We start from the raw sequence: 14051 nt of genomic DNA on the forward strand, positions 1-14051 counted from the left end.
ATACATGCGCGGTACGCGTCACCGGCGCGGTCCGGTGAAGTGGCGCACCACGACGCCGCGCACGTCGGCCAGGGCGAAGTAGCCGTGCTGGCGGGAATCCCTGCTGGCTTGCTGGTTGTCGCCGAGCAGGACGACGCGGCCGGCGGGCACGAGCGTGCCCGCCGCTTCGGGCAGCACGGCCGGCGCCGGATCGCCAGGCAGCGCCGCCACCCGCTTGACCATCAGCGGGTCGCCGGTGGCGCCCGGTTCGCGCGGCCAGCCCGCGACCACCAGGCGCCCGGCGCGCAGGGCAGCTGTGCCCCGCCGCACCAGGACCCGGTCACCGGCCCGCAACGTGGGCAGCATGCTGGTGCCGTCGACGGTCACCAGCAGGTAGCGCCGCCGCACCAGCAGCAGCGTGGCGGCGGCCCCGGCCAGCACCCCGACGAATACCGCCGCGACGATCACGGCTGCTCCACGAGCGCGTCGTCGGGCTGGTAGCCGTCGGCCTGCAACCGGAACAGCCGGGCGTAGACGCCGCCGGCCGCCAGCAGCTCCCGGTGCGTTCCCCGCTCGGCCACCCGCCCGTCGGACAGCACGACCAGCGCGTCGGCGTCGCGCAGCGTGCCCAGCCGGTGCGAGACGAGCACGCTGGTACGCCCGCTGCGGTGCGTGCGCAGCGCCTGGTGCACCTCGGCCTCGGCCTCGGCGTCGAGGCCGGCGCTGGGCTCGTCGAGGATCATCAGGTCGTGCCGGCCGCGCAGGTACGCCCGCGCCAGCGCGACCCGCTGCCACTGCCCGCCGGACAGCCGCACGCCCGTGGTCACGTCGCCGTCGTCGGACTCGCCGAAGAACAGGCGGGTCAGCAGGGTGTCGTAGCCGTGCGGCAGCTTGTCGAGCACCGGGTGCACCCCGGCCCGGGTGGCCGCCGCGACCAGCCGGGCCCGGTCGCCGAGTGCGGTCAGGTCACCGACGGCGACGTTCTCGGCGGCGCTCAGGTCGTACTCCATGTAGTCCTGGAAGACCGCGCCGATGCGGCGGCGCAGTTGCGCGACGTCGAGCTCGCGCACGTCGACGCCGTCCCACAGCACCGCCCCGCGGGTCGGGTCGTAGAAGCGGCACAGCAGTTTGACGATGGTGGACTTGCCCGAGCCGTTCAGGCCGACCAGCCCGACCGCGGCCCCGGCCGGCACGTGCAGGTCGACGCCGCGCAGCACCCACGGGTGCTCGTCGCTGTAGCGGAACCACACGTCGCGCAGTTCGATCCCGTGCCGCAGCGGCGGGACCGGCCGGGCGGCGGCTGCCTGCGGCAGGTCCGGCGGTGCGGTGGTGACCGCCACCAGGTGGTCGAACAGCAGCAGTTGCTCGTGGCCCTGCGCGAGCGCGTTGACGACGGCGTTGACGCCGCTCTGCACGCCCGCGAGCGCGGCGATGACCATCGCGACGTCGCCCGCGCTGAGCTGCCCGGCGTACGCCTGCCCCACCGCCCACAGCAGCCCGGCCCCGGCCACCACCGCGTTGAGCAGCGCCAGGCCGCCCTGCACGGCCAGCTCGCGCCGGTCGGCCCGGCGCAGGGTCCGGTCGGCGGTGCGCCGCTCGCCCAGCATCCGCTCGCGCAGGAAACCCGCCAGCCCGAACAGCCGGATCTCCTTGGCGGCCTGTTCGCTGTCGAGCAGGCCGCGGTAGAACAGTTCCCGCCGCTCGGCCGGGCCGATCTGCAGGTGCACCCCGGCCCGCCGCCGGGCCAGTGCCAGCTCGCCGAGCAGCACCGGTCCCGCCGACAGCAGCACCAGCCCGGTCAGCAGGGGGCTGACCGGCCACAGCGACCCGACGAATCCGAGCCCGAGCAGCATCCCGCGGGCCAGTCCGAGGCCTGCCTCGACCAGCTGCACGGGCATCGCCGCCGCCTGCTGGGCCAGCCGCAGCCGGTCCAGGAACACCGGGTCTTCGAGCCTGGCCAGCCCGACCTGCCGGCCGACCGCCTGGTAGAGCTCGTCGTCGGCGACCAGGGCCACCTTGCGGCCGACCTGGCCGCGCAGGTAGTCACCGATCCGGGGCAGCACGGCGGTGACCAGGCCCGCCAGGCCCAGCCCTGCGCCTGCCCACAGCACCTGCGATCGGCTGGCCCCGCCCGCGGCCACGGCATCGAGGACCAGTTTGAGCAGCCACGCCGTCGCGATCGGAGCCGCGCCTGCGATGAGGGTGACCAGGGCGAAGCCCGCCGCCGCCACCGGCGCGCCGCGGCCGACCAGCCGTAAGCCGGCCAGCCCGGCCGACCACCTGGCCCGGCCGGCACCGGGCGGCTGACCGTCGGGCATGCTCACACCAGCGCGGGCGAGGGCAGGTCGTCCAGGGTCGTGCCACTCGCGACGATCACCCCGTCGGCGCCGACGACGCAGATCGCGGGGAAACCCTGCACGGCGAACGCGCTGCCCAGCGGACCGTGGTCGGGCTCGACCACGACCCGGGCCACCGCGCTCAGCGCAGCCACGGACTCGGCCGCATCGTCGGGCTCGGCGGCCACCACCGCGATGACCTGGTCCCGGCCGCCGGGCATGGACGCCGCGTAGTCGAGGAACGCCGGCAGCCGCTCCTGGCACGGCACGCACCGGGGGGAGAAGAACGAGACCAGCGTACGGCCGGACAGTTCGTCACGCGCCACCGTCGTGCCGTCGGTCGCGACGGCCCGGAACTGCCCGGCGGTCGCCCCGGCCCGCAGCATGATCTGGTCGCCGCCGTGCTCGCGCAGCTCGGTCAGCTGCGCGGTGTGCTCCCGCAGCCGCTTGACGACCCCGAACGTGAACACGAGGTTGAGCAACCCGATGACGCCGACCAGGGTGACGGCCGTTGCCAGGTAGACCATGCCAGAACTCCTATCCCGCGATAGACGGACGCCCGGCGCCCTAGGCGAACAAGTCCGCCAGGTCGTCGAAGCGGATGAGCACCATCGCGGCCACCGCGGCGGCGGCCACGGCGAGCACGACTCCGGCCGGCTCCACCGCGCCACCGGAACCCGCGGCCGCCGCCCCCGCTGCCGCCAGCACCAGCAGCAACCCGTTGCGTACCAGGTGGCGGCGGCCCAGCGGGCTTCCTTCGGCGCCGAAGCAGCGGCAGACCACGGTGCGCCGGTGCCGCAGCACCGCCGTGATCGCGACGCAGAACGCGGCCAGCAGCGCAGCCGCGAGCAGGTAGCCGAGCAGCTCCGTGGGCGGCCAGGCCAGCAGGGCCGGCACTGACAGCTCCACGGCCAGCACCGTCATCGCGGCCGGGGCAACTGCCCATCCGGCGAGCAGCCCGACGGCGCGCACCGATTCGGCGAACTCGCGCCGCCGGTCGCGGTTGCGCAGCTTGCCGGTCGCGGCGGCCAGGAACACGATCCCCAGCAGGCACCGCACCGCGATGTCGAGGTGCTCCACCGGGCCAGCATAGGAACGGCCGATACACGATCCATACACGATCGGGCCGCGCCCGAGCGTCCGCGCCGATCGACCGCGCAGGCGGTGTCAGCTGGGGACGGTGGCGCGCAGCGCGGCTATCGAGGCGAGCAGTTCCTCGCGCCGACCGAGCGGCATCATCCAGTCCGGCAGGCCGACCTGGTATGCGGGGAGGTAGGCAGCGCCGTCGGCCAGGCGTACGCGGGCGCGCAGGTGCTGCTCGATCGCGTCCAGATGCGCGGTCCCGTACGCCCAGAGGCGGCCACCGGCGCAGGGCTGTTGCAGCCACAGCGGCAGGCGGAACACCGGATCGTGGACGGGACTGCCGTCCCAGCGGTTGCCCTGCCTGAACTCCGGCCGGCGCGTCGCGGTGAACGGGCACTGCGCGCAGGTCACCCGCCACACCTGGCCGGCCGGTCCGGGTACGGGGCAGACGGCCGCCGCCGGGCCGTCGCACCGGGGGCAGCGCACCAGGGTCGGCACGTGTCCGTGGTCGACCTGGGACAGGATCGGCGCGGCGCGTTCCGTCGGCATCTCGGCCAGTCCCTGCTGCAGCAGGTAGTCGCGCCACTGGCTCGGCTTCGGCTCCGGCATGGCCCGTCTGCCGACCACCCACGCCAGGTAGCCGGCGCGCAGGCGTACCCCCTCGTCGGCGTGCTCGGCCAGTTCCCGCAGCCGGTCGCGCAGCGGGTCGTCGGCCAGTACCCGCGCCAGCCGGGCATAGCGCTCGTCGCCGAGCCGGTGCGGCCGGGCCACCACCGACAGGATCAGGTCGGTCAGCACCGTCCGGACCCAGGCCGGCAGCTCGTCCGCGCGGTGGTGGAAGGTCCGCAGCAGGCTCTTCTTCGTGGTCCAGGACTTGGCGTGCCAGGCCCATTCGTGCGGGAACCGCACCTCCCAGTCCAGGTAGAGCAGGCGGTAGCGCACGGCGCGCGGCATCCGCGGGCGCGACTCGGTCCACAGGCCGTCGGGCAGCAGCCGGCGGCTCGCGTGTTCGTGCTGCTGCCGGGTGGTGGCGCAGGCACGAGCCAGGCGCAGCTCGTCGAGCCGCAGGTGGGCGTCGTCGCGCCGGGCGGGGTCCTCGCTGATCAGGTCCCAGGCCCAGCTGAACCGCTCGTCCCAGTCGTCGGCCATCCGGGCACTCGATCACGGAACGCCCCGTCCCGGCAAGCTCCGGCCGGGCAGGAGAGCCGATTCGGCACCGGATGACAGCGCAAAGGGACTGACTTCGCGAGGCAGCCAGTCCCTTTGTGCTGTTCCCTGACGCTGATCAGGCCATGGACGCGCGTTTTTCCCGCAGCGGGTGTGCGCCGGCGAGCGGGAGGACGTGGACGCTCTCCTGCTCGGCGGGATCCGTGCGTGCGACAACCACGGTCACCGGTTCGTGATACGTCACCGGGACGTGGGGGTAGTCGGCGGGGATGTAGACGACGTCTCCCGGTTCGACGGTGAGACGCTGGTCGAAGCCTTCGCCGTGCCAGATCTCGTGTCGGCCCTTGACGACGTACACCGCGGATTCGTGGCCCACGTGCTTGTGCGGCACGCCCCGGGAGCCCGGCGGGATGTTGATCACATGCATGCACAGACCGGTCGACCCGACGGTCGCCGACGAAGCGCCGTAGTGGAAGTCGCCGCCCTGGCGGCCGGTGTAACCGGACTCGCCGTCGTCGCGGACCACGACGATGCCGGGCCGCACGCGGGCCTCGACGCCGCTAGGCATCGACGAGTACGGCCGTGACCGTGTCGGAGACGCTCGGGTTGTAGAACTCCTCGATACCCGCGATCCACTCGTCGCGGTCGACGCTGCCGTTGCCGTCCCGGTCGAACGAGGCGAACAGTTGGCGCACCTTGTCCGGGGCGAATCCCGCTGCCTCCATGACGGGCTGGAACTCGGTGAGGCTGATCTGCCCGTCGTCGTCGCGGTCGCAGATGTCGGCCAGCGACTGCGCGTAGGGGAGTCCGTTGCGGTCGAACCAGCCGGCGGCCGACACGGTGGCGGCGTAGGCGGCCAGGTCGATCCGGTCGGCGGCGTTCGTCAGCTGCAGGCTCTGCCAGTACTGGGCGTGCGCGGCGCGCAGGGCGTCGGCCTTGGGGTCGGTCTCCGCGGCGCCGACCGCCTGGATGATCCGGTCGGCCAGCGCGATGAAGTCCTCCTCTTCGAGGACTCCGTTGCCGTCGGCGTCGAAGAGGTTGAAGCGCAGACGGATGCGGTCCGAGATGTTGGTGTCCATGATGCCCCCGTATGAGATGAAAGCGGTGATCACCAAGCACAGTAGTCATGCACCACCTGCCGTTCCCGGAAGATCCACGGCGTGTCGTATACGCAGCGTAATCGAACAAACACGACTTTTCCGTGACGGAGTTTCCGGGCCCGTGCGTCGTGCCGTCTCCTTGCCGGCGGTCGCCGTCAGCGGCCGCCGGCAAGGCAGTCGCCCGCTAGGGGTTCGGGTGGTACTCCTCGATCTCCGCACAGTCGTTCGTGTAGTGCCACGACGTCTGCGAACTGTTCGCCTTGGCCATGAACGTGCCCTGGGTCCCGGCCGGCGTCTCGTACGACACGAAGTAGCTCTTGTTCTGCGCCGCCGCGGCAGCATCGGTTTTGGGGCCCCCCTCGGGCACCTCCATCGTCACGGTGCCGTTGAACGTCTCGACGGTGCCGGCACGCACTGTTCGGGGCTCGACCGCTCGCGGACGCCGCCACCCGAGCGCGTAGTAGCCGACGCCGTACGCCCTGGGATCAGAGTTGACGAAGAGCCGGACCGGGTCGAACTGGAAGTCGCTCGCGCCAGCGGTGGTGTTCGTGATGGTGCTGATGCGGAACACCACGTAGGCGTGCCCGGACTGGGCGGGCTGCATCGCGCCGTCCGGCCGCCGGAAGCCGTTACAGGCGCCGAGTTGCTCGTAGTTGATCGTTGCGGCCACGACCGGGCCCTCGCAGTCGGCGGCCGCGACCAGGGGCATCATCAGGAGCGCAAGAGTCACCGAGATCCATTTGTGCGTGCGGATTCGCGTCATGCGAGAAGAGTGTGGGCCGTTGCCGACACCGCGCCATTCACTGTCCGCTACCGGGCACGGGCCGCCCCGGAATTCACCCGAACCGTGTCGCCGGTCCGACTCGTGCGCGCCGCTGCCCCTGGCGCGACCGTCCCTCCACGTCTGCTGCGCGGGCCGTGCCGTCCGCGTGTCCGTCGGTCCCGGTCCGCACGCTTCGTCAGCCGCCTGGGCAACCCCTGCCTCCGCTGACGGCTTGGCAGTGTCCGGGCGAGGCGGGCTCGGGCTGCTCGACGCGGTCGATGGTGGCCAGGGACGCCGCGGTGACCGCGGTGAGCAGCACGCCGATCGCGAGGGCAGCGCCGTGGTACACGCTCCAGCGCCGGTCCCGGCGCAGACGGGCCAGTGCCAGCCCGGCCGCCGGCAGCCCGACGGCGCAGGCCAGGCCGCCGTACACGAACAGCATCGCGGTCGGCCCGTCGGCGGACCGGAGATTGCCCGCGTCGTCCAGATGCCGCAGCACGCCGGGGATCAGCAGCAGGGGCACGCCGTAGAACCAGCCGAGGAAGATGAGCTTCACAGCAGCCACGCTCCCGCGAGCACCGCCGCCGTGCCGGTCCATGCCGCCGTGACGCCCAGCCACAGGTCCGAGCGCAGCCGCCGGCCGAGCACCGCCACCGTGAGCAGCCCGACCAGCAACACCCCGAACGCGCCGGGCAGCACGTAGTAGACCCCGACCACGTACGCCATGAACGATCCGCCCGTGTCGGGCAGGCTCACCACCGTCAGCGCGTACGCGCACAACAGCATGAGCGCCCAGCCGGCCACCATGCCCGCCGCGGTCTTCACGGTGCGGGCCGGTGGACGGTTACCATGATCAGAAATTGCATGAGGCGAGTATGGCCACCAGGTGACCGCTCCGGCCAATACCGATCTGAGCATGATCTGATATCGGATTCGATATGGCTGCACGGTGGCGGCTCGCGATGCCGCCGCCTCGCCCGCGACCGTGATCCAGCTCGCACGGGTGCTGTGATCCGTCCGCGGAGGTGCCGGTGGGCCCCGAAGAACTCGTGCGGTTCCCGCGCCCGCCTACGGGGTGACCGTGCCGGACATGTTGCTGACGCGACCCAGGGCGTCGAAGTCCACGCGCAGGGTGGAGCCGTCGGGGTGGTGCGCCGTCACCGCATGGGGCGCCGGGTCCAGCCGCCACGACTGCTGGCGCAGGAACGACTCCACAGCGACGCGGTGGTCCACCGGGAAGCTCTGAATGACCTGGCCCAGCACACTCAGCGCGCGCTCCGGCCGGACCGGCGAGGTGATCTGCGCCGGGGCGTCGTCGAGGTGGAAGAAGACGGCTCCACCGGCGTACGGGCCGCGGTAGTAACACCGGCCGGTCAGGCCGGAGGCCAGCAGGGCGAGGCGGTGACCGTCGGCCCGCTCCAGCGCGAAGGACGGCTCGGTGAGTTCGGCGATTCCCTGGCGGTCACCGAACTCGCGGAGCCAGCCGCACAGCTGCAGCAACGCCGGCGGCAGGTTGCTCGCCTCGTTGGCCCATGCCCACAGCCAGCTGCCCTCGTCGTGGCTCTCCGTGCCGAGCAGCTGGACGCGGTACCGCAGGTCGTCGCCGAAGGTCACGGTGCCGCCGGCCAGGTCGAGTTGCCAGCCGCGCGCGCCGATCAGGTCGCCCAGTGCCAGCTGGCGGGCCAGCCCGGTGGCGACATGCTCGGCGAAGAGTTGATCAAACGTCAGCATCGTCGCAGTGTGCCAGACCGCGCTGTGCGGCTGTGGGGTGACGGTCAGCTCGGACAGGGCAGCAGCATCGATGACTCCTTTCCGGCGACAGATGGGCAGGTCCGCAGCGTGGCATTCCGAGCCACCGGGCGAGAGGTCCGCGCACGCCTGCGGGTGACGTGAGGCGGCCGGGCTCCCTCGTACGGGTGCGGGTGTCGCCTGCGCAGGTTGTGCGCGACCGGCTGCCTCGACTTGAGGGAGTGAGTCGTCACGTCTGGCGATAATCATCCGCCTACCAGGCGTTTTGGATTCATTCATGAGTTCAATGTGGATTAGGGGTATACGTCATATTCTGATCAATCAAGGTCTGTCGATATCGTTTGGTCGCCCGCGAATGGCACCCGGGAGACGAAGGAGAACCTCGTGAAACGAACCCTGCGATGGCAGGCCGTAGCCGGTCTGGCACTCGCCATGATCGCGACCGCCGCCTCGGCCGCAGAGGCCGGACCTGCCGTCGAGGACCGATCCGGCAACACCAGCGCCGTCGCCCGCACCAGCGACGGCCGTGCGGTGACCAGCGAGGCCGTCGCCAAAGACGTCGCCGCCTACTGGACACCCGCCCGCATGGCGTCAGCCGTCAGCCTCGACTTCGGCAAGGGCAAGGACGCCACCGCCTCGTCGAGCGACCGGCCCACACCCGACGGGCCGTCCGGCAGCATCGCACCGCTCGCGCCGACCGTCACCGGCGGCAGCGGCTTCGGCACGCTGCTCAACGAGTCCGCGACCGTCGGCAAGGTCTACTTCACCGTCCCCGGCGGCGGGTCGGCCTCCTGCTCGGCCAGCACCGTGGCCAGCGGCAAGAGGCGACTGGTCGTCACGGCGGGCCACTGCGTGCACCAGGGCGCCGGCGGCCAGTGGTACAGCAACTGGCAGTTCGTGCCGCGCTACCGCAACGGGGTCAGGCCGTTCGGCACCTGGTCGGCGTACACGCTCACCGCTCGCACCGCGTGGATCAACAGCAGCAGCTACAGCGAGGACATGGCCTTCGCCGTCATGAACACCAACGGCTCCGGCCAGCGGATCGTGGACGTCGTCGGCGGCAACGGCCTGCGCTGGAACTACGGCTACAGCGTCAACGTCACCGCACTGGGCTACCCGGGCAACCTCGGCGGCGGCGAGAGCCAGCAGTACTGCCAGAGCGGCACCTGGTACGGCCACGACCAGGTCATCCGGATGTGGTGCAACATGACCTACGGGTCAAGCGGTGGGCCCTGGCTGCAGGAGTACAACGACGTCACCGGCCTCGGGTACGTCAACAGCACCGTCAGCCACGGCGACAGCCCAGGCAACGGCCAGTTCGACGGCCCGTACTACGACAACGACATCAAGAGCCTGTTCGACTACGCCGAGAGCATCTCCCCGTAGCCCACCACAGGGACACCGCCGTCCCAGCTCGCAGCCTTGAAGGCCACCTGCGGTAGAGGTGGGGCCGGGTGTCGGACAGGTGGATCCGACGCCCGGCCCCTGCGCCGTGTCGAGCGGCCCGGCGCTGACCGGCTGTCACAGCCACGCGAACGTCACCGTCAATCCGCACTTGACCGTGCCGGTGTTGGTGAAGTCCACCCAGAAGTTCGCCGACCCGCTGTAACCCACCTCCTGATCAGGGGTGATGTCGCAGGGGCCCGTCGCGACCCTGGTGGGCGCGGCTCCCGCCACCTGCACCCTCGTGCCGGCCGGCGGCGCGGCCGTGCGGATCCCCCAGCCGTTGCCGGGATTCAACGGGTTCAGGGCATGGCTGTCGTTCACCGGGAGCTTCACATGCAGCAGCTGGGCCGAGCAGGCCACGCCGCCGACGTTGACGGCCCGGTAGGAGAACTCGTTCTCCCCGTCCGGCTGGGTCCGAAACGCGGTGGTCACCTCGATGGCGCAGGCGCCGGAGTCGACCTGGGCGGGAAGGACCCCGACGACGTACACGTTCTGGTCGGTGTGCGCGTTGTTCCAGTGTGCCGACCACGACTCGCCAGGCTCCAGCGTGCTCGTGATGGAGTGGCGGTACATGGTCAGGCGCGCCAACCACACCGTCACCCGGCACCGGTCGCTGGTGTCGCCCTCGATCTCGAGGTGGAACTCCCGTTCCCCGGAGGTGTTGCGCTGGTACCACGTCCGCTTCACCTTGACGTGGCAGACCGCGTCCGGATCGTCGACGCCGGTTGCCTCCAGGCCGGGTGCGTACGCGTCCCAGTTGGCGTTGTTCCACCAGATGTGCCTGACCTGCCCCGGCTCGAACACGCCCGCGCTGAAGGAGGCCAGACTCGCCGCCGACGCCACGCCGGGTGTCGCCACGAGGCCGCCCGCGACGGCCAAGACGAACGCGAGCCCGGCGAGGAGAGCCCGACGTCCCCTGCCCGGGAGATGCAAAGTGGTCATCGGCGCATGGTTCCATGCGTACTGCTCGTGCGGCCGCACACTGGACACCGTTGGACACCGCGCGGCGGTCGCGGACCACGGCAGCCCACGCCGCCGTCGAACGTAAGCTGATCCGACCATGAGACGTCGCGCCCTGCTCACGCTGCCCCTGCTCGTCGCGGCAGCCGGATGTGCACGGACCGCCCCCGCCACCACCGCGTCCCGGGAGGACACCATGACCGACCCCGCCGACCAGCGACTGCTGACCGCCGCCGGTGGCGGCGACGGCGACGGGGTGCGCGCGGCGCTGGCCGCGGGAGCCGACCTCGAGACCCGCGACGCCAACGGGCGCACCCCGCTGCTGCTGGCCGCCGCGAACGACCACGTCGAGGTCGCGAAGACGCTGGTCGCAGCCGGCGCAGACCCGGACGCGCTCGACGACCGGCACGACACGCCGTGGCTGGTCACCGGGGTTACGGGCAGCGTGGCGATGCTGGAGGCGCTGCTGCCCGCCAAGCCGGACCTGACCATCGTCAACCGGTACGGCGGGATCTCCGTCATCCCGGCCAGCGAGCGCGGTCACGTCGACTACGTACGCCGCGTGGTGAAGACGGGCATCGACGTGAACCACGTCAACAACCTCGGCTGGACCGCGCTGCTGGAGTGCGTCGTCCTCGGCGACGGGTCGGCGCCATACCAGGAGATCGCGCGGATCCTGACGGCCGCCGGAGCCCGCGTCGACATCGGCGACAGGGACGGCGTCGACGCCCTCGAACACGCGCGCCGCCGCGGGTTCGGCGAGCTGGTCGCGATCCTGTCGCGCTGACTCCCGACGACGCGGGGGATCGCCCTGCTTTCTCGTCGCCGGGGTTCTCGGGCTCTCGAAGGCTGCGCCGGGCGACCGGCGCGCGAAGGTCGCCGACAACCGTTACTGTCGGCCTATGTCCGGCCCTGGAGACGTGCCACCGGAGATCCTGGAGCGGCTGCGACCGATCTGCCGGCGGTTGCCCGACCTGTACGAGGAACCAGCCTGGATCGGCGTCCGCTGGCGGATCCGCGCGCGGACGGTCGCCCACGTCTACACACCCGACCCGGAGCGTTCCCCGGTCTATGCCCAGCACGTCATCGCGGGCGAGGCGCCGACCGTGATGACGTTTCGCGTACCCGTCGACGACCTGCTCAGCCTGGCCGCGCGCGGCTTCCCGTTCTTCCGCGCCCCCTGGGGCGCCAACGTCGCCGCCGCCGTTCTCGGTGACCACACCGACTGGACCGAGATCGCCGAACTGATCACCGACAGCTACTGCGAGATGGCCCCGAAGTTCCTCGTCGCCCGGGTCGCTCTTCCCCTGCAGGGCAGCTGATCCGCACCGCGGAACAGGGGCGGTGAGGCGCGCTCGCGTGCGGCGTTGCCATATTCTTGCTCGGTGCCTCATGCGTCTGACGGCGGCCTCGGGCCGGGCCGAGCGGTGTATCCAGGGACGTTCGATCCTTTCACGCCGGGTCATCGTGATGTCGTCGACCGGGCGCGCCGCATGTTCGACCAGGTGACGATCCTGGTTGCCGTCAACGACGGCAAGCGGCCGTCCCAGACGACCGCGGCACGGGCGAGGGGGATCCGCAGCCTGCTCCCGGCGGGCTGGGAGAACGTCGCGGTGGCCGCCTGGCATGGGTTGACCGTGGACTACTGCCGGGCGAACGGGTGCAGGGTGATCATCCGCGGGGTCAGGAACTCGACCGACTACCTGCGCGAGCACGAACTGGCCGCGACGAACGAGGTGCTGGGCGTGACGACGTTGTTCGTGCCTGCCCGGCCGGAGTTGGTGGCGATGTCGTCCACCGCGGTGCGGGCTTTGCGAGCCTGAGCCGCTCGGCGTGGCCGGCAGCAGTCCTCCCGGCTTCCGGTCGCAGCGGCCCGATGACGACCGCCGTAGGATCCGATGGTGGACGACCTGCCTCGCACAGATCATGGCGCCCGGATGAGCGGCTGGGCACGGCTTCCGGTCAGCTACTGCCAGTACGAGGTGTGGACCGTGCCGGGCACGTCGGGGCTCGGAATCTACACCCTTGGCGATGACCTGCTGCACGTCGGCGGGCCGAACAATCTCACCGGCTTCTGCGGTGTGCACACCGGCTGGATCGACGTACGTGTCCGTGTCCTGTCCGGCCCTCCGGCCGAAGTCGACGCCGGTTGGGACGCGGTCAGCGAGGCGACGCTCTGGAGTCCCACCGGCAGGCTGTCGGTCATCGGCCTGATCGGCGGCGTGGCGGAGGCCCTCACCGATCTCTCCGTTCCGCGAGGGCTGATCCGGGTTCGGTTGCACGCGCGCGACCGCCTGGACGAGTGCACTCGCGGCGACGGTGACCCGCCCGAACGGCACGAGGTGCACATCTGGGCGGTGTCCGAGCAGACCCCGTGGCGCACCGTGCTCGCCGACCCGCAGCGCCGCAGCTGGGAGCAGAAGCCGGCGAAGGCCGCCGAGTGGGCGATGCTGTCTCTGGCACCGCGCCCGTCCGGTCGGCCGTCCGTCCTGCCGCCGGGGGCTCCCGACCCGGACCGGGACGACACGGGCCTGCCGCGGGTGACCGTGGTCTGCCGCCGGCCCGCGCCGGTCGAGGTCCCGGTGGGCGTGCTGCCCGCCGGCGACCTGGAGGTCCGGCTGGCGCGGGTCGACAGCGAGACCTTCAGCTGGTCGTGGGCCACCGCCGAGGAGCCGCTCTTTCCGCATCCACTGGTCGCGCTGCCCGACGAGGAGCCGAGCACCGTGCGGCTGACCTCGGGCCCGGACGGGTTCACGCTGCGGCACGAGGGCGTGCCCGGTCGGCAAGCCCTCGCGGTCGGCCTGCTCTGGGACCACCTGCTCGACACCCCGGGCTGGTATCCGTGGATGGACACGTTGCGGCAGCAGGCCGCTGACGCGCGCGCACTGGCCGAGCAGACCCGCCGCCGGCAGGCCGAGCGTGACGCCAAGCGGTGGGGAGGCGCCCCACCGTCGGATCGTGTCCGCGCGCTCGTCAGCCAGGCGCAGTCCCTGGCGCGGATCGACCGCTCGCTGCTCGACCGCATCGAGGCTGCGCCTGCCACCCGCCAGCGGGAAACAGCGTGCTGGGCGGCCCGCCACGCGTTGCGGGTGGCGGGGCTGGAGCGGATCGGGTGGATCGCCGAGGCGCTCGCCGACGCCGAGGCCGCCCGCCCGCTGCCCGGATACTTCACCGAGCAGTACGGCGCCGGCGCGTTCGAGCGGCTGATGTCCGATCCCGAGGTGTCGCATACCACCGTGCCACTTCGCCACGAGCCGGGTGTGTTCAGAACCGGGCACGCCGACGAGATGAGCCGGCCGGCCGCCGCCTTTCCCGCGTTGACCGCCCTGGCGAACAGTGATCCGCTGGTCGCCGCGATCGACGCCGTCTACCACGCGGCGATCGCCCACGGCGACGACCTTGACCGCTTCCTCGCCGACGCACACGTCACGCTGCGCTGAGCGCGCTGTTCTACGAGGTGTGAGTGTC

17 protein-coding genes are annotated in these 14051 nt (G+C 71.7%); 5 read left to right on the plus strand and 12 right to left on the minus strand.

The window, feature by feature from the left end; genetic code table 11:
* Nucleotides 1-18 precede the first annotated feature (18 nt).
* The 11 genes from F6W97_RS15175 to F6W97_RS15225 form a co-directional block, all read right to left on the minus strand.
* On the minus strand, nucleotides 19-447 hold the full coding sequence (locus F6W97_RS15175) for a S26 family signal peptidase (protein ID WP_230686692.1): 429 nt from the start codon (nucleotides 445-447) through the stop codon (nucleotides 19-21).
* The gene (locus tag F6W97_RS15180) at nucleotides 444-2297 is read right to left on the minus strand and encodes an ABC transporter ATP-binding protein (protein WP_155370975.1); all 1854 of its coding nucleotides are present in this window, start codon (nucleotides 2295-2297) and stop codon (nucleotides 444-446) included. The genes F6W97_RS15175 and F6W97_RS15180 overlap by 4 nt, the downstream gene beginning before the upstream one ends.
* A gap of 2 nt (nucleotides 2298-2299) precedes the next feature.
* Nucleotides 2300-2842 carry a TlpA family protein disulfide reductase gene (locus tag F6W97_RS15185; RefSeq protein WP_155370976.1) on the minus strand — a complete coding sequence of 181 codons (543 nt, stop codon included), beginning with the start codon at nucleotides 2840-2842 and terminating at the stop codon, nucleotides 2300-2302.
* A 40-nt stretch (nucleotides 2843-2882) separates the two neighbouring features.
* Entirely contained in the window at nucleotides 2883-3395 is a 513-nt protein-coding gene (locus tag F6W97_RS15190) for a MauE/DoxX family redox-associated membrane protein (protein ID WP_196279157.1), read from the minus strand.
* A gap of 87 nt (nucleotides 3396-3482) precedes the next feature.
* Nucleotides 3483-4547 (minus strand): hypothetical protein, encoded by a 1065-nt coding sequence (locus F6W97_RS15195; protein ID WP_155370978.1) that lies wholly within the window; start codon nucleotides 4545-4547, stop codon nucleotides 3483-3485.
* Between the two features lie 136 nt (nucleotides 4548-4683).
* Complete coding sequence (locus tag F6W97_RS15200; protein ID WP_155370979.1) at nucleotides 4684-5133, minus strand: cupin domain-containing protein; 450 nt, start codon at nucleotides 5131-5133, stop codon at nucleotides 4684-4686.
* Entirely contained in the window at nucleotides 5126-5644 is a 519-nt protein-coding gene (locus F6W97_RS15205; protein ID WP_155370980.1) for an EF-hand domain-containing protein, read from the minus strand. The genes F6W97_RS15200 and F6W97_RS15205 overlap by 8 nt, the downstream gene beginning before the upstream one ends.
* 205 nt (nucleotides 5645-5849) lie before the next feature.
* Nucleotides 5850-6395 (minus strand): hypothetical protein, encoded by a 546-nt coding sequence (locus F6W97_RS15210; RefSeq protein WP_196279158.1) that lies wholly within the window; start codon nucleotides 6393-6395, stop codon nucleotides 5850-5852.
* 229 nt (nucleotides 6396-6624) lie between these two features.
* On the minus strand, nucleotides 6625-6984 hold the full coding sequence (locus F6W97_RS15215; RefSeq protein ID WP_155370982.1) for a hypothetical protein: 360 nt from the start codon (nucleotides 6982-6984) through the stop codon (nucleotides 6625-6627).
* Nucleotides 6981-7253: a hypothetical protein gene (locus tag F6W97_RS15220; protein WP_155370983.1), complete on the minus strand. Its 273-nt coding sequence runs from the start codon at nucleotides 7251-7253 to the stop codon at nucleotides 6981-6983. The genes F6W97_RS15215 and F6W97_RS15220 overlap by 4 nt, the downstream gene beginning before the upstream one ends.
* 243 nt (nucleotides 7254-7496) lie before the next feature.
* Complete coding sequence (locus tag F6W97_RS15225; RefSeq protein ID WP_155370984.1) at nucleotides 7497-8159, minus strand: DUF6882 domain-containing protein; 663 nt, start codon at nucleotides 8157-8159, stop codon at nucleotides 7497-7499.
* Nucleotides 8160-8609: 450 nt separating this feature from the next.
* On the opposite strand from F6W97_RS15225, the gene F6W97_RS15230 reads away from it, so the two are divergent.
* Entirely contained in the window at nucleotides 8610-9563 is a 954-nt protein-coding gene (locus tag F6W97_RS15230) for a trypsin-like serine peptidase (RefSeq protein WP_330164973.1), read from the plus strand.
* A gap of 135 nt (nucleotides 9564-9698) precedes the next feature.
* Here the strand turns inward: F6W97_RS15230 and F6W97_RS15235 are convergent, their stop codons facing one another.
* Nucleotides 9699-10565, minus strand: coding sequence for a hypothetical protein (locus tag F6W97_RS15235; RefSeq protein ID WP_155370986.1), 867 nt, complete (start codon nucleotides 10563-10565; stop codon nucleotides 9699-9701).
* Nucleotides 10566-10683: 118 nt separating this feature from the next.
* On the opposite strand from F6W97_RS15235, the gene F6W97_RS15240 reads away from it, so the two are divergent.
* The 4 genes from F6W97_RS15240 (at nucleotide 10684) to F6W97_RS15255 (ending at nucleotide 14023) form a co-directional block, all read left to right on the plus strand.
* Nucleotides 10684-11370, plus strand: a complete 687-nt coding sequence (locus F6W97_RS15240; RefSeq protein ID WP_230686693.1) for an ankyrin repeat domain-containing protein — start codon at nucleotides 10684-10686, stop codon at nucleotides 11368-11370.
* Between the two features lie 115 nt (nucleotides 11371-11485).
* Nucleotides 11486-11905: an MmcQ/YjbR family DNA-binding protein gene (locus F6W97_RS15245; RefSeq protein ID WP_155370987.1), complete on the plus strand. Its 420-nt coding sequence runs from the start codon at nucleotides 11486-11488 to the stop codon at nucleotides 11903-11905.
* 105 nt (nucleotides 11906-12010) lie between these two features.
* Nucleotides 12011-12406, plus strand: coding sequence for a pantetheine-phosphate adenylyltransferase (coaD, locus tag F6W97_RS15250; protein ID WP_230686711.1), 396 nt, complete (start codon nucleotides 12011-12013; stop codon nucleotides 12404-12406).
* Nucleotides 12407-12520: 114 nt separating this feature from the next.
* Nucleotides 12521-14023 carry a hypothetical protein gene (locus F6W97_RS15255; RefSeq protein WP_155370989.1) on the plus strand — a complete coding sequence of 501 codons (1503 nt, stop codon included), beginning with the start codon at nucleotides 12521-12523 and terminating at the stop codon, nucleotides 14021-14023.
* The last annotated feature ends 28 nt before the right edge of the window (nucleotides 14024-14051 follow it).

It is taken from the genome of Catellatospora vulcania (genome assembly GCF_009720385.1).
In the GTDB taxonomy this organism is placed as follows: domain Bacteria; phylum Actinomycetota; class Actinomycetes; order Mycobacteriales; family Micromonosporaceae; genus Catellatospora; species Catellatospora vulcania.

Bases quoted from the DNA above. Each gene is read 5' to 3' on its own strand.
- F6W97_RS15180 (WP_155370975.1), bottom strand. From the start codon at position 2,297: ATGCCCGACGGTCAGCCGCCCGGTGCCGGCCGGGCCAGGTGGTCGGCC.
- F6W97_RS15185 (WP_155370976.1), bottom strand. From the start codon at position 2,842: ATGGTCTACCTGGCAACGGCCGTCACCCTGGTCGGCGTCATCGGGTTG.
- F6W97_RS15195 (WP_155370978.1), bottom strand. From the start codon at position 4,547: ATGGCCGACGACTGGGACGAGCGGTTCAGCTGGGCCTGGGACCTGATC.
- F6W97_RS15200 (WP_155370979.1), bottom strand. From the start codon at position 5,133: ATGCCTAGCGGCGTCGAGGCCCGCGTGCGGCCCGGCATCGTCGTGGTC.
- F6W97_RS15205 (WP_155370980.1), bottom strand. From the start codon at position 5,644: ATGGACACCAACATCTCGGACCGCATCCGTCTGCGCTTCAACCTCTTC.
- F6W97_RS15225 (WP_155370984.1), bottom strand. From the start codon at position 8,159: ATGCTGACGTTTGATCAACTCTTCGCCGAGCATGTCGCCACCGGGCTG.
- F6W97_RS15230 (WP_330164973.1), top strand. From the start codon at position 8,610: ATGATCGCGACCGCCGCCTCGGCCGCAGAGGCCGGACCTGCCGTCGAG.
- F6W97_RS15235 (WP_155370986.1), bottom strand. From the start codon at position 10,565: ATGACCACTTTGCATCTCCCGGGCAGGGGACGTCGGGCTCTCCTCGCC.
- F6W97_RS15240 (WP_230686693.1), top strand. From the start codon at position 10,684: ATGAGACGTCGCGCCCTGCTCACGCTGCCCCTGCTCGTCGCGGCAGCC.
- F6W97_RS15245 (WP_155370987.1), top strand. From the start codon at position 11,486: ATGTCCGGCCCTGGAGACGTGCCACCGGAGATCCTGGAGCGGCTGCGA.
- F6W97_RS15255 (WP_155370989.1), top strand. From the start codon at position 12,521: ATGAGCGGCTGGGCACGGCTTCCGGTCAGCTACTGCCAGTACGAGGTG.